Source organism: Nitrospira sp. NS4 (assembly GCF_049546785.1).
Taxonomy (GTDB): Bacteria; Nitrospirota; Nitrospiria; order Nitrospirales; family Nitrospiraceae; genus Nitrospira_D.
In genome coordinates, this window is record NZ_JBMWAN010000002.1 from 1 (window position 1) to 13,244 (window position 13,244).

Genomic DNA, 13,244 nt, shown 5'->3' on the forward strand with positions numbered 1-13,244 from the left:
AACGGGTTCCCGACTTCAATGACCGGCTGCAGCGCGGTCAACGCCAGGACCTTATCCGCCACCGCCACTGCGGCCACGGTGCCCGCGGAGACTTTCAAAAATTGCCGACGTGACAAAAACATGAAGGATCTCCTCCTTGCCAGAATGAATAAAATGGATGAGGCCCCGTCGAATTGCCGGTTCGTGTTGTTTTCACCTCCTTTTCAATCGCCAATGCCGGGGACTTGCGACCTGACATTGGGAACACGGCGCTATCCATAATGGCAATTGCTGTGCCGACTCGCTCAACATGAACTCTTCATGTAAATCATTGGAAGTTCTACGTATTAATAAGTTCATCTTAAGAAGATGAAGAAAAAGCTGGATGATGCAGAATAGACATCGCGACATATCGCGATATCCGTCACGATAATCGCGATATATCGCGACATCTCATTGCAAGATAGCACCAGCCTGATTCCCGAGGATCAGTCAACGCCCCAAGGCCTTCACCCTGCCTGCAAATCTAATCTGTCTCCCCTCACCTACAGACAAGCCACCTACACACCTTGCGGTAACTACCTAGATGTATGATACTGCTGAAGATTTTGAGAATTATCGAGGGGCACACATGTTGCTGATTCAATCACTCACAGTCTTTCGCGGTAATCCTTCAGTCCAGGCATGAAAAACAAGGAGTCTCGTCATGTGGGAAACAAAGAAGCAGAAGAGCACCGGGGACAACGCTGAAAGCTTTACCGTTCTGGGCAAAGACGTCACCTTCAAGGGGATCGTCCATTTTAAGGGCACCGTCCAACTCGACAGTTGCTTCGAGGGGGAGGTTCACGCCAAAGGGGTCCTGGTCGTCGGTGAAAACGCAGTCATCCGGGGAACCGTCTCAGTCGGCACGCTCATCAGCAGCGGAAAGATTCAGGGCACAGTGACTGCCTCCAACAAGGTGCAACTCCTCAAATCCGCCGTGCAAATCGGAGACGTGCACACACCGGTATTCTTGATGGAAGAAGGCGCCTATTTCAGAGGATTTACAGAAATGGGACCCCATCCTTCAGTCAATGAGTCCTCGCAGACCATCGACGCGCTGACGGGCCAGGCCCTGTGGGACGACACACAAAGCCTCCGCCTGCCGGAAGGCGAGTCCGGCAACAAACAGTTGTCGTACGATCAGGTGCAGGACGCACTGATCAATCGATCCGTGCCTCATTGATCCTCCCATCGCGGGGTGATGCGCGGAGGCGACCCGTGAAGGGAAGGCCTCTTGAAGACCCGGTCGCGGGCTGAAGGACGCGGCGAGAGGCGGCGTCATAAAAAGACTCCCGGGACCTTTTGCCTATGAGCGAACATCAACGGAGCCATCCACGGTCAAGGCTCGGGAGTCCCCGCGAGCGGTTGAGCGGGTCGAAGCAGGTGCGGGGATAGAGAAGGTGGCCGGGTGGGCAATCGTGCAGTCGCGCTCGTACCGCTCAGAGAAGCGTGGCTTCGCTCTTCCCCCACTCAGCACTCAGGACCCAGCACTTCTTGGGAGCACTCGGCACTTCCACGCCCCCTGCCAGCGACGATCAAGAACACACTCCCGGAACATTTTCCTTGTTCCAAAGTCACCGTGAATCAGACTCCCCGTAGCGGGTCTCCAGCTCCGTCCACGGCATCATTCCCAGGATCAGTACCCTCCGCGCCATCGATCGCCTGTGAGTTATCAAATAAACCGCCTTCTGAGGACCATTACTGTTAGGATGACGCCGGCATGAAGTCAGCCTATGACCTCGATAGAAAGGAACTGCTCGTGAATACAACAAAGCTCATGGCATCTTGCATCGTGCTGTCTCTGATCGGGGCTCCGGCCGTATCCTTCGCAAAGGCGCGGGGCGGATCCGGCGGAGGCTATTCCAGCGGGTCACGAAGCAGCAGCGCCTCCGGCAGCATCGGCAGCCGGGGCTCACGGACGTATGATCAGAACGGCGCCCAGCCGATTCAGCAATCGACCACCCCGAAGCCGGCCACGGCCGCTCCGCAATCAGCGGCAGCCGGCCCGGCCCCCGCAGCCCAACCGACGCCCGCCTCGCAGCCTTCGTTTCTGCAGCGCAATCCCCTCCTGGCCGGGATCGCCGGCGGCCTCGCCGGTTCATGGATCGGCCACATGCTCTTCGGAGCGACGGAGAGCAGCGCAAAGACGAACGAAGCCGGTGAAGCAGTCGGCCAGGCAGCCGGCCCCTCGAGCTCCAGCGGACTGCTCCTCTTCCTCATGCTCCTGGGAGCCGGAGCGGCCTATTACTTCCTGAAAGTTCGACGATCACCCGCCCCGGATTTTTCCGGAATCACAAGGAGCAGCGCCGTCGCCGGCAGCCTCCTGGCAGACTCCTCCGCCACCGCCCTCCGGCCCGCGACGACCGATCTCGACATCACCACCGCCGACAAGGCGGCCTTTCAGCAACTCCTGACTGACATTCAGACCGCCTGGAGCGGCCAGGACCTCGCCACATTGCGGCGATGCGTCACGCCGGAAATGCTCGCCTACTTCAGCGCCGCCCTGGCCGAGAACGCCAGCCAGGAGATCGAGAACCACGTCGAAGATGTGGTGCTCGGACGGGCGGATGTCCGCGAAGCCTGGACCGAAGGCGCGACCCAGTACGCCACGGTGGGACTCCACTGGAGCGCCCGCGACTATACCGTCTCGATAATGAAGCAGCGGGGAGAGCCCGGCTATCTCATCGAAGGCAACGACGAGAAGCCGGCCGAATCGAGCGAAGTCTGGACCTTCATGCGATTCCAGGACGGAAAGTGGCTCCTGTCGGCGATCCAACAGTAACCGGAAACGGGAAACAGCAAGGTCGGCGGATCAGCCGCCGACCTTGAGCCGAATCAGCGGGGCGCAGGCGACAGAACAATCCCGAAGATCAGTGTGGTCACGTTTCATTGACTACAGCCGGCTGAGATGGATGGTGGAGGCTCAAGAGTAGGACCGGCAGCAATGGCGTCTGACATCTGTCGTTCCCGCCCGGCAATCGCCCGCGCCCCTCAAGACTAACGCCCCCCAACGGCGTTCTGGCTTTCCTCATTCATCGCCTTCTCCTCATCATGTGTGGCGGGTTTCACAGGGGACTGTTGTTTGCCCGTCTCCTGCTTCGCGGCGGAAGAAGGGCCGGAGGCCGCGCAGCCGGTCAAGGCGAGCACAAGCATGGAGAGCACGAACGCCGTCACGATGGGCATGGGACCTCCTTGATCCTGACAACCTTGTCGTACCGAATGGGAGCCCCGCGCAGACAGTTCAGGCCGAATGGGTTGCCAGGGTGGACTTGAGTGGCCGCACAATGTCTCAGATTGATCTCCCTCTCGCTGCGGCGAGAAAAGACTCCCGATCCTTTGCACTCCCCTATCCGAGACTCTTGGCCTCGTAGGAAGTCAGGGAACGGCGAGCGACGAAGCACGAACGGGGTTCCACGCGACGAGGGAGGGAAGATCTCGCAGCGTCCAGGCGCTCGAGACCCTCCCGGGCTTGAGCCACGTAATAGCGATAGCGCGGTTGCGGAAAGTGTGTGACGATCATCTGAAACATCTCTCGTGCAAGGGACGGACGTCCCATTCCCTGCGCGACCTGACCGGCCCGAAGAGCACAGGCCGCAGCCATCGCGGCGGGATCCGCCGAGAGGCGGACGGATGGTTCCATGGGCGCCGGCTCCTCACTCTCAGGGGGTATCGGATCCGCGGCGGGGTCCATCACCTCCACGGCCAGGCTCAATCGTTGCGCATCGACACGCATCGCATCAGGGTCTTCGCTCTGGGAGCAGCGGGAATAGATGACCCACAGATCCATAAAGCGGCCGTTGTCGGTGATCGCTGGGGTTAAGGATTGCCTGTTCGTGCCGCATCCGCTGATCGCCATCGGGAGGATCAATATGAGGGTGAGCCACCGGCGATTCCTTTGACGCATCGGACCACGCCTTCCTCGTCCCACTGGGAGACACGAATACCATGTAACGTGGCAATGACACGCAAGACCGATTGGGATCCATGAGAAGCGTGGCTCGATGGAGCGGTGCACACCAGGAAATCAATCGCGCAGGGAGGAAACAGGACGCGCGAGGGATAAGACAGTCAGCGAGCTTCACACCTGACACACTCACACTGGGCGCAATGAGTGCGGCAGTCAAGCAGTATCATGTGAGTGCCAAAAGAAAAGACTCCCGGTGCCTTTTCTTGGATCAACCTTCCAACCCCCAAACTCAGCACTCAAGACTCAGCACTTCCCCTAGGCCCCACAAGCGACCTCAGGAAGGACACCGGGTATCTTTTCTTTCCCGCAGACTACCGGTCATCTTTGATCTGCTCTGCGAGATAGAGCGCGAGGCCAACCCGCTTGATGGTTTCCATCTGCGCTTCAATCCAATCGATATGCGCGTCGACATCCTTTGCCATGCTTTCAAGCAGGTGTCGGGTTGTGAAGTCTGCAACCTTGGTAGAGTACAGCACCCCGTTACTAAGCAACTCCAGCATATCCCGCTCAGCTTTCAGATCAAGCTTTAGTTGCTCGGGAACCGTCTCCCCCAGATGCACGGTAGTCATACGGTGCACCTTGGGGACATTCTCCAAATAGAGAATATGACCAATGAGCGTGTCGGCATCCTTCATCACCCCGATACTGCGCTCCCGGACCTTACGGTGCAGCCGTGCATAACCCCAATGCTCACACAACTTGGCCTGCACAAAATATTGATTGATGGCGACCAGATCAGCGGACAAGATTGTATTCAGGACGTCGATCAGGCCCTCTTTAGCCTTCATTAGTGATTCTCAACCCCCTGTCACAAAAAAAGATTTTGGGACCTGTTGTCCGTTCATGATTCCACCGCTTCCGAGGTTTCCGCTCCGAGATCGTTGGCAATCAGCCGGAATTGTTCCAGCGCCGCTTCCAGGTCGTCGACGATTTCCTGGGCGATGATGTCGGGGTTGGGAAGATTGGCGCTGTCTTCGAGGCTGTCGTCCTTGAGCCAAAAGATCTGGTAAGTCGGCAGGGAGGCCCTTGCTGTATTTCCCGGCCTGAACTTCCACGCCGATGAGCGTCACGCCTTCTTTCTTGGCTTCGATGATGCCGGCTGCTTTGCCGTCAATGTACAGGAGGTAATCCGCAAAGCCATGTCCGCTTGCGAGGGGAACATTTCTGAGGACCACGCCCCTGCCCGCCCCAAGATTGGCGCTCTTGAAATCCTGAACTTTCCAGCCCGCTTGCTCCAGCGCCTGGTCGATGTGCTCCCGCACCTGATCCTCCGGAGTGGCCATGGGCGCCAAGGATACCTTGTTACCGGCGAGAAATCACCCCGCCTTTGAGGGGAATTGTTGAGTTGTAAAGCCCGTTTATCTGGTTGGTTTAGTTCATTTGGTGAGGAGACCGGGATATCAAAGAGACCAGAGATACAGGCAAGGAGCAGGATGAGTAGGCTCGGGGCGCCAATGTCCCCGTTCGAGGGTTACAGTGCCTTCGCTAATTTGCTGCTGTTCGCACCTGGTTGGTCCATGCCCAACTGCCTCCTGATAACCTGCGCGTCGTAGGCTCTTGCTGCCGGTATCCGGATGAGTGGCACGCCAGCCTCCTTGAGCACCCCTTCTACAAACGCGTCCCGGCGTTGAGTCTTCATACGCTCATGTGTGCGGTCATCCAGTTCAATGGCCATCCGTACCGTCCGGGTTCGACGGTCGACCAGGCAGAAATCGACTCGTTTACGATCGATCCGGTTCTTGAAGGCCGCCTCGGCTCCTGCATCGCTGGAGCGCGCCTCGATGAAGGTCCACAAGGGCAGTTGCGGCCACACCAGATACTTCCCATCCACAGCAGTTTCCAGGCTACTGAAAAACCTGGCTTCCGCCTCCGTCAAAACCGGTTTCGCATCCAGCGCAACATTGTCCTGGGTGAAGCTCGTGGCCACGGTTCGCCGGAGCCTGTCTGTCAGATAACGGATGGCCAGGACGGCCAGCACGACAACCACCGCCCATACCAATAGCGATGAAAACCCGGCGGGATCTGAGGCAATCACTTTTGATGGGCTCAACATGGGGTTGCTCCTTCGTTCAGGCTATGAAGAAGATTAGTATTGAGCAATCCTACTGTCTCCACAAAAGTGCTTTTTCGCGGAGGCTGATATCAGAATCGTCTGGTGCGCTGGTCTGTGTGATTTGCCTGATTGGCCGGAGGGGGAAAAGGTTTATCTGGCTTGTTTGGTTATGGGCCGGGATACCAAAGAAGGTACTTCAGGATTTCGCGTGGGTCTGTGAGAAGGGTGCCCGTTGGATTGACGCGAGTATTCCGAGGTGGCCCCGCCTTCGTCAGGAGGGGGGGAGGGGAGGTCGAACTCTGAGAACGGCGGCATGGACCAGTGGGCCAACCACCTGCGCCCCGCTGCCGTCGAGGGCCTCTACCCCACCGTCCCTCCCCTTACAAAGGGGAGGGCGAGAAAAAGGCACCAGCTAGAAGAGGCTGATCAACGGGATGCCTGACCCACTTGATATCCGGAAACGCCCCAAAGAAACCCGGAGACCATCGATGAACCAGACGAACAAGAGAGAGGAGCGACGAGATACGAGGGACGAACGACTGTTCTGGGATCTGAGGGGGCTTTTCTCAGTTCTTGAAGCCGATGCGTGGTGGAATGCGATCGGAATTATTTCCCCACGTCGTTCACGACCCGCCGCATACCGGCCAGTTCCTGTTCCACCTCCTGGAGCCAATGAACCAGGCGGGTCGCGGACTCACGCTCGATGGCCAGGTCTGCTTCAAGGGCATCGGCCCGCGTGGCTTGCGCGCGCAGGGCGCTGAGTTCCTCACGCTGCGTCTGACAGAGAGCCCGCTCGGCCTTCAGGAGCACCTCGAGGTTGTGTATCCGGGCTTCCAGTCGGGTTACCAGCAACTCAGGCGAGGGGGACTCCGGACCGGAGCCGCCGTTGGTCTGATCGAGCAGCCCCAGCCATCTCAGCAGGCCTTTCAGGGAGAGCCCCGCCGAAGCCGGTTGGGATGGAGCGGGCTTGCCGGCCCGGGGCCGCGATGCCACGTCGGGCCTCTTCTGCTGGTTCGTCTCCAGGTCAGGGCCGAAGAGCACGTCCAACGAGTGGTTCAGAAACTCCGGAACCTGACTCATCGCGTGGAGCGGGACCCCGCTGGGGCCGCGGCGGATCTCCCGGTCTCCCGGCCGTAGCACCCCGCTTTCCATCATCATTCTGAAGGCTAGCTGGCTCATTGACGATTCCCTCGCTTCCTGCCGGGCTGGTCGTCGCTGCCCGGCTTATTCCCTGTGTGCCCCACGGTAACTCCGCTCCGGAGATTCGGCAATAACGTGAACGTATGGAACTTAATACCGATGGGGGGGGAAACCCGAGTGAGCAGGCCGAGAAGTTCCCTGTACTCATGTACAGGTGGCATGCGCAGCGAGAGGTCTGTTGACTGCTGGGTGCTGAGTCCTGAGTTGGGGGAATTGGCCCCAGCGGCCATGCGCGGGGTGGGGGATCTCGTAACCTATTGAACGGTGGTGAGCCGGCTGGGACTTGAACCCGGAACCTCGCCTTGAACGGAGAGCAGGGCCTTTTACCCTGCCACAGCCACAGCCCCGATGATCATACCGAGGGCCGCGGCTAAACTGCTCATCACCGCAAGATCGTCCATGTCTCGCGACTGGAGCCCTATCTTCGGCGGCCTCTTCTCCCGGCTCTCATCGGGATGATGCGAACGCGGCGCGCGAACCTCGCGGGAATCTTCCCTCATGGATCGCCAGCGTCCTCTCCACCGTCGCAGCGCCGCAGGCTCAGCCCCCGGTCCGGATAATGGCCAGGTGGACGGCGACGCGGACAAGTCCGGCCTTTCATGAATCGGCTCGGCCTTCTTAATGACACACCTCTGTGTGCGCACCCGGCCTTGCCGCCGGTGCCAGGCCTGCCGGATGCCGCTTGACCATCGCCGCGAGCCGGTTCACCCCATCGGCAAAAGCAAGAAGCTCGTCGCGGTCGAAATGAAGCGTCACCGGACCACAGGTCACATGCAGCCGCCCGCATCCACAGAGCACCAATTTCATCGGCCCATCGGCGCGCAAGCTTTTGTCCATGTCCGTATTCTCCTTTTCATAACGGTGATTGATCGCTGTTCGGTTGTCCTGTGAATGTGACCTAGCCCGGGAGGCTCAAGGCTCCGGCAGCCCTTGAGTCGGCATCGCTGTCGCGTTCATTCGCCGCCGGGCGTGGCGTCACACCGATGGTGCTTCCCAAAACCGTCAAGTCCTGCCAGAAAAAGTCGTGGTTCACCCGCAACCGCAGGATGCCCGTCCGGTCGATGATGAACGTCTGGTATCGCCGGGCCGGCTCCTCGACCGGCACGCCGAACGACCGATGAAGCCGCCCGCAGAGATCCGCCAGGACGGGCGTGACCGGCTTGTCCCGCTCCCCGGCCCACAATCGATGCAAGGGACGCGCGATCGAGGCGACGATCAGGAGGGCCGCGCCGATTTCATGAAACCGGCGCGCCTGACGATCCAGCTTCTCCGCCGGCACCAGCCTGGCATACGGCAGGAAACAGAGCGCCACAACCCTGTTCAGATATCGCCTGCCGCGGAGATAGGTAATGTGGCCCCCGACCAGCGCCGGCCCCTGAAAGTCCAATGCGTACGTCCCGTTTCGCTTCATCACCCTGTCTCCTCTCCCAGCCTGATTCACTGGTACGCCTCCCGGCTCCTCAAACTGTCAGGAGAACCGAATGCCGGCAGGGGGTCGCGGCGGGACCACCCGCAATTGACGCATTTCACCCCGGCCAGAGGTCCGTAATAATCCAGCACCCGCTCGACGACCAGGAGCCCGCCGCACTTCTGACATGATCGCTTCATCGTTCGTCCTTTCCCTTGTTGAGTCATCCTTATTCCCTGCTGAACCCCCCGCCGGCCATTCAATAAAAAAAGCCCAAGGCATCGACTGATACCTTGGGCTCCGGTCTCCGCGACCTCTGGCCTCTCTACAGACACATGAACAACTATGTGGCGATCAGCTCTTCTGACTCAGTGTAAACCTGCCGATTCGACCTCCGGTTGCTGCACGGCTTCGATCATGCCGCCCATCGATTGGCGGCGCCACTCATTCCCGCCACGCTCGACGAAGGCGATACATATTTGATATGTATTCTCATTATCATTACACTTCAACACTGTCAAGCCCCCTCCATCATTTTCCCCCATGGTCACTACAGCTGAGGCCGCCCTGCAGCGTACGACGAGACGCACGGACACAATCCGGATACGAAGAACGTCTGCGACGTGAAGGACGCTGCGGCAGGGGAATAGGAGAGAAACGACTTCCACGGAAGACTCCGTGGAAGCGACAAGAAACTTACAGCCTATTCAAAAGTGGTGAGCCGGCTGGGACTCGAACCCAGGGCCCTCGCCTTAAAAGGGCGATGCTCTACCGACTGAGCTACCGGCTCACGAGGCGGGATGCTGTCATCCGGCCTAACGAATGTCAACCCCTCAAGGAGGATGCGACCCGTCACAGGCTGGCTAGGAACGAGGACGCCGACGGGAACACTTCAGCGGATTGCGCACGATAATGGTTTCATGCCGCTTGGAGCCGGTCGAAATCATATCGATGCGGCAGGCGGACAGTTCTTCGATGCGATCGAGATAGCGCTTGGCCTCTACCGGCAACTGCGCGTACTTGGTGGCGCCGGTGGTCGAAGCGCTCCAGCCCTTCATGCGCTGATACACGGGCTGGCAATCGGTCAAGGCTTCGAGGTCCGCCGGCATTTCCTTATACAGCACCCCTTTGTGCTTGTAGCCGATGCAGAGCTTCAACTCTTTGCAGCCGTCCAGCACATCGAGCTTGGTGACGGCCAGGGAGCTCAGCCCGTTGACTTGCACGGCATGCCGCACGATGACGGCGTCGTACCAGCCGCAGCGGCGCGCGCGCCCCGTGGTGGATCCGAATTCCCGCCCGCGGGCCTGCAATCCCTGCCCGACTTCGTCCGTCAGCTCCGTGGGAAACGGTCCGCTGCCGACTCTGGTGGTATAGGCCTTGGCGATGCCCATGACGGCATCGATCATGGTCGGACCGACGCCGGTTCCCGTGCAGGCGCCCCCCGCGGAGGAACTGGACGAGGTGACGAAGGGATAGGTGCCGAAATCCACATCCAGGTGGGTGCCCTGAGCGCCCTCGAACAGGACGGTCTTGTCCTTGGCCAGGGCCCGATTCAGCAGGGTCGTCGTATCGATGATATGGCTCTTGAGCCGCTCGGCGTACCCCATGTATTGATCGAACACTTTATCGACCTGGAAGGTCTCCACTTTGTAGAGCCGCTCCAGGAACCAATTCATTTCGACGAGATTTTCTTCCAGCTTTTTCCGGAACAGCGGCGGATTCAGCAGGTCGCCCATGCGGATGCCGATGCGCGCCATTTTGTCGGCATAGGACGGCCCGATTCCCCGGCCGGTGGTGCCGATCTTCCGCGATCCCTTGGACTGCTCCGCCGCCCGGTCGATGGCTTTATGGTAGGGCAGAATCAGATGGGCCCGCTGGCTGACGGCAAAGTTCTTCCCGATCTTGATGCCCTTGGTCTGCAGCTGATCCATTTCCTCGATCAGCGCGCTCGGATCGACCACGACGCCGTTGCCGATGATGCAGGTCGTTCCGCGATAGAGGATGCCGGAGGGGATCAAATGGAAGATGTACGTGTCCCGCTCATTGATGACGGTATGCCCGGCGTTGGACCCGCCCTGATAGCGGACCACGATGTCGGTGTCCCGGGCCAGGATGTCGACGATCTTGCCCTTGCCCTCATCGCCCCACTGGGCGCCGATAATGACGAGATTCCCCATAGTCCTACGTCTTCGCTCCCGCACCTGCGTCATCACGAAAAAATGGCTCTGACCCGATAAGGAGATCAGAGCCGACGGGCTCCATGGTAGGTCCGGACTTTCCGTTTGTCAAGCTGACCCGCCCGCCGACAGGCCCGTCGCAGTCCCCCGCCTCCGGGCGGCACGCTCGCCGAAGCGGCGTCGCAACTGTGCACCGCACATCGATTTTTCAGCCGAATCCCCCTTGGCTTTCTTGACTGGCCGGTACCTGCGTGTTAGCATGCAGCACTTCTCGCGGAGTAACTATCTCTAGACCAACGGTGTGGGGCTGTAGCGCAGTTGGGAGCGCGCGTGAATGGCATTCACGAGGTCGCCGGTTCAATCCCGGCCAGCTCCACCAATTTTCTCAACACCGGGCGAAAGGCATAGGGCAAGGGGCTCGCAGCAAGAGCGATTTCGGATGTAGCCCCCGGTCTCATGCCGATCTAGACTCTTCAACTACCGATCTCTCGCCTCGCGCCACGAGCCTCTAGCCTATCCAGGTACCATGCTCCAAATTGAATCCGTCAGCAAACACTATTCGACGAAAATCCTCCTGTCCGGCGCATCCGCGCATCTTCGCCCGAATTCACGGGTCGGGCTGGTCGGACCCAACGGCGCCGGGAAAACCACGCTCTTCCGCATGATCCTGGGGGAAGAATCCCCGGACAAGGGCACGATCCGCAAACGGCCCCGCCTCCGCGTCGGCTACCTCCCGCAGGAGCTCGAAACCATCACGGGCAAGAACGTGCTGGACGCGACCCATCGTGATTTGTATCCCGAGCATGAAGCCGAACGCATCCTCATGGGGTTGGGATTTTCGGAGATCGATTTCACCCGTGAGGTCGAGAAACTCTCGGGCGGCTATCGCATGCGCGTCGCCCTGGCGCATCTGCTGCTTTCCAATCCCGACGTGCTCATGCTGGACGAGCCGACCAACCACTTGGACAAACCCACGCAACGCTGGTTCGAGCAGTTCCTCCTGGACTCGAACATGACGCTGTTGATCATCAGCCACGACACCGCGTTCCTTGACCGCGTGGTGACCCACATCTGGGATCTCCGGCACCATAAGATCGAAGAATATCGCGGCAACTATACCTCGTTCCAAAAACTCCGGGCCGAGCGGGACGCGCAGCGCGAGGCCGCCGCGGGGCGTCAGGCGAAAGAGGTCGCGCGGGTCCAGACCTTCGTCGATCGTTTCCGCTACCAGGCGAACAAAGCGAGCCAGGTCCAATCGCGCATCAAGCAGCTTGAGAAGGTCAAGATGATCGAGGTCAAGCGCGATCCCAAACGGGTCAAGTTCCGGTTCCCCACCCCGGCGGCCAGCGGGCGGCAGGTGCTGGAGCTGAAAGGCGTCGCCAAGAGCTACGGAGAAAAAGTCATCTACCGGTCGCTCGATTTTTCCGTGGAGCGCGGCCAACGCATTGCGCTGGTCGGCGAGAACGGCGCGGGCAAGAGCACGCTGCTGAAGATGCTGGCGGGCGCGCTGGCCTTTGAGAAAGGCACCAGAACGGTGGGCCATGGCGTCACCCTCCACTATTTCGCCCAACACCAGGCCGAAACGCTGAACCCGGAACATTCGATTCTCGAATCGCTGGAGGAAGTCAGCAAGCACGCCGAGATGAATTTCCTGCGCGGCATCGCCGGGGCCTTCCTCTTTTCCGGACAGGACCAGAAAAAACCGATCAAGGCGCTCAGCGGCGGTGAACGGAACCGCGTGGCGCTCGCCCGCATGCTGGTCGAGCCGGCCAATACGCTGCTGCTCGACGAGCCCACGAACCATCTGGATCCCAGCTCCGTCGATGTGCTGACCGACGCCATGACGGAATTCCAGGGCACGCTCGTCTTTATCTCCCACGATCCCACCTTCCTCTCGCGCATCGCCACCCGCGTCGTCGAGATCGAGGATGGACGGGCCCGCGACTTCATGGGCGACTACGAATACTACCTGTGGAAGAAGGCCCAGGAGCTGGAATCGATCAAGGAGACCCAGGAAGAGCTGAACGGGAAGGCTCAGGCCAAGGGCTCGGGTCCGACGAAGGCCATGGTTGGACAGGTGCAAGCTCAACCCAAAGAGTCCGGCGGGGAACGGCGGGATCTGACCAAGACGCACGCCCGCCTCGAAAAGCAGGTGTCGCGCGCGGAAGCGGAGATCGCGGAACTCGAGAGCAAGGTGAAAGCCCGGGAAATTGAATTGGCCGATCCGGCGCTCTACAAACAATTCGACAAATGGAATGCGCTCCATCAGGAACAGGACGGCTGGAAGCGGGAGCTGGAACGGCTCACCGCACGCTGGGAAGGCTTATCTGCCGAGTTGGAGGATGTGAAACAGAAGCTGGGCGCGTTGAAGTAAGCCTTGCGGAGCTTTTCAACTCCCCTGCCGGCAGTATCCGGCGA

The 13,244-nt window shown here is 59.7% G+C and carries 14 protein-coding genes and 2 tRNA genes; 4 read left to right on the forward strand and 12 right to left on the reverse strand.

From position 1 onward, the window contains the following. Positions 1–122, reverse strand: a 122-nt coding sequence (locus tag ACO9S2_RS04300; RefSeq protein ID WP_423721558.1) for a twin-arginine translocation signal domain-containing protein, incomplete at its 3' end; no start/stop codon positions are given. A gap of 563 nt (positions 123–685) precedes the next feature. Here ACO9S2_RS04300 and ACO9S2_RS04305 point away from each other — a divergent pair. Further along, the gene (locus ACO9S2_RS04305) at positions 686–1,204 is read left to right on the forward strand and encodes a bactofilin family protein (RefSeq protein ID WP_423720712.1); all 519 of its coding nucleotides are present in this window, start codon (positions 686–688) and stop codon (positions 1,202–1,204) included. A 537-nt stretch (positions 1,205–1,741) separates the two neighbouring features. After that, entirely contained in the window at positions 1,742–2,803 is a 1,062-nt protein-coding gene (locus tag ACO9S2_RS04310) for a Tim44 domain-containing protein (RefSeq protein WP_423720713.1), read from the forward strand. 215 nt (positions 2,804–3,018) lie between these two features. On the opposite strand, the gene ACO9S2_RS04315 is transcribed toward ACO9S2_RS04310, so the two are convergent. The 11 genes from ACO9S2_RS04315 to ACO9S2_RS04365 all read right to left on the reverse strand — a co-directional run bounded on the left by ACO9S2_RS04315 (position 3,019) and on the right by ACO9S2_RS04365 (position 10,826). Continuing rightward, on the reverse strand, positions 3,019–3,204 hold the full coding sequence (locus ACO9S2_RS04315) for a hypothetical protein (RefSeq protein ID WP_423720714.1): 186 nt from the start codon (positions 3,202–3,204) through the stop codon (positions 3,019–3,021). A gap of 163 nt (positions 3,205–3,367) precedes the next feature. Then, positions 3,368–3,925, reverse strand: a complete 558-nt coding sequence (locus ACO9S2_RS04320) for a hypothetical protein (protein WP_423720715.1) — start codon at positions 3,923–3,925, stop codon at positions 3,368–3,370. A gap of 374 nt (positions 3,926–4,299) precedes the next feature. Next, entirely contained in the window at positions 4,300–4,776 is a 477-nt protein-coding gene (gene bfr / locus ACO9S2_RS04325) for a bacterioferritin (protein ID WP_423720716.1), read from the reverse strand. A 9-nt stretch (positions 4,777–4,785) separates the two neighbouring features. Further along, positions 4,786–5,250: a hypothetical protein gene (locus ACO9S2_RS04330; RefSeq protein WP_423720717.1), complete on the reverse strand. Its 465-nt coding sequence runs from the start codon at positions 5,248–5,250 to the stop codon at positions 4,786–4,788. A 209-nt stretch (positions 5,251–5,459) separates the two neighbouring features. Next, positions 5,460–6,041, reverse strand: a complete 582-nt coding sequence (locus tag ACO9S2_RS04335) for a DUF2726 domain-containing protein (protein ID WP_423720718.1) — start codon at positions 6,039–6,041, stop codon at positions 5,460–5,462. A 606-nt stretch (positions 6,042–6,647) separates the two neighbouring features. Next, the gene (locus ACO9S2_RS04340) at positions 6,648–7,220 is read right to left on the reverse strand and encodes a hypothetical protein (protein WP_423720719.1); all 573 of its coding nucleotides are present in this window, start codon (positions 7,218–7,220) and stop codon (positions 6,648–6,650) included. Positions 7,221–7,859: 639 nt separating this feature from the next. Further along, positions 7,860–8,078 (reverse strand): hypothetical protein, encoded by a 219-nt coding sequence (locus ACO9S2_RS04345; protein WP_423720720.1) that lies wholly within the window; start codon positions 8,076–8,078, stop codon positions 7,860–7,862. A gap of 61 nt (positions 8,079–8,139) precedes the next feature. Further along, the gene (locus ACO9S2_RS04350; RefSeq protein ID WP_423720721.1) at positions 8,140–8,652 is read right to left on the reverse strand and encodes a hypothetical protein; all 513 of its coding nucleotides are present in this window, start codon (positions 8,650–8,652) and stop codon (positions 8,140–8,142) included. Positions 8,653–8,678: 26 nt separating this feature from the next. Further along, positions 8,679–8,849: a hypothetical protein gene (locus ACO9S2_RS04355; protein ID WP_423720722.1), complete on the reverse strand. Its 171-nt coding sequence runs from the start codon at positions 8,847–8,849 to the stop codon at positions 8,679–8,681. A 514-nt stretch (positions 8,850–9,363) separates the two neighbouring features. Then, positions 9,364–9,439 (reverse strand) — tRNA-Lys (locus tag ACO9S2_RS04360). Positions 9,440–9,512: 73 nt separating this feature from the next. After that, positions 9,513–10,826, reverse strand: coding sequence for an adenylosuccinate synthase (locus ACO9S2_RS04365; RefSeq protein ID WP_423720723.1), 1,314 nt, complete (start codon positions 10,824–10,826; stop codon positions 9,513–9,515). Positions 10,827–11,129: 303 nt separating this feature from the next. Between ACO9S2_RS04365 and ACO9S2_RS04370 the strand changes: the two genes are divergently transcribed. Together ACO9S2_RS04370 and ACO9S2_RS04375 are read left to right on the forward strand one after the other, a co-directional pair. Then, positions 11,130–11,205: transfer RNA gene (locus ACO9S2_RS04370), tRNA-Ala, on the forward strand. 147 nt (positions 11,206–11,352) lie between these two features. Next, complete coding sequence (locus ACO9S2_RS04375; protein WP_423720724.1) at positions 11,353–13,200, forward strand: ATP-binding cassette domain-containing protein; 1,848 nt, start codon at positions 11,353–11,355, stop codon at positions 13,198–13,200. The last annotated feature ends 44 nt before the right edge of the window (positions 13,201–13,244 follow it).

Coding starts and splice junctions, on each gene's coding strand:
- ACO9S2_RS04305 (WP_423720712.1), top strand. CDS start 686: ATGTGGGAAACAAAGAAGCAGAAGAGCACCGGGGACAACGCTGAAAGC.
- ACO9S2_RS04310 (WP_423720713.1), top strand. CDS start 1,742: ATGAAGTCAGCCTATGACCTCGATAGAAAGGAACTGCTCGTGAATACA.
- ACO9S2_RS04315 (WP_423720714.1), bottom strand. CDS start 3,204: ATGCCCATCGTGACGGCGTTCGTGCTCTCCATGCTTGTGCTCGCCTTG.
- ACO9S2_RS04320 (WP_423720715.1), bottom strand. CDS start 3,925: ATGCGTCAAAGGAATCGCCGGTGGCTCACCCTCATATTGATCCTCCCG.
- bfr (WP_423720716.1), bottom strand. CDS start 4,776: ATGAAGGCTAAAGAGGGCCTGATCGACGTCCTGAATACAATCTTGTCC.
- ACO9S2_RS04335 (WP_423720718.1), bottom strand. CDS start 6,041: ATGTTGAGCCCATCAAAAGTGATTGCCTCAGATCCCGCCGGGTTTTCA.
- ACO9S2_RS04340 (WP_423720719.1), bottom strand. CDS start 7,220: ATGAGCCAGCTAGCCTTCAGAATGATGATGGAAAGCGGGGTGCTACGG.
- ACO9S2_RS04345 (WP_423720720.1), bottom strand. CDS start 8,078: ATGGACAAAAGCTTGCGCGCCGATGGGCCGATGAAATTGGTGCTCTGT.
- ACO9S2_RS04350 (WP_423720721.1), bottom strand. CDS start 8,652: ATGAAGCGAAACGGGACGTACGCATTGGACTTTCAGGGGCCGGCGCTG.
- ACO9S2_RS04355 (WP_423720722.1), bottom strand. CDS start 8,849: ATGAAGCGATCATGTCAGAAGTGCGGCGGGCTCCTGGTCGTCGAGCGG.
- ACO9S2_RS04365 (WP_423720723.1), bottom strand. CDS start 10,826: ATGGGGAATCTCGTCATTATCGGCGCCCAGTGGGGCGATGAGGGCAAG.
- ACO9S2_RS04375 (WP_423720724.1), top strand. CDS start 11,353: ATGCTCCAAATTGAATCCGTCAGCAAACACTATTCGACGAAAATCCTC.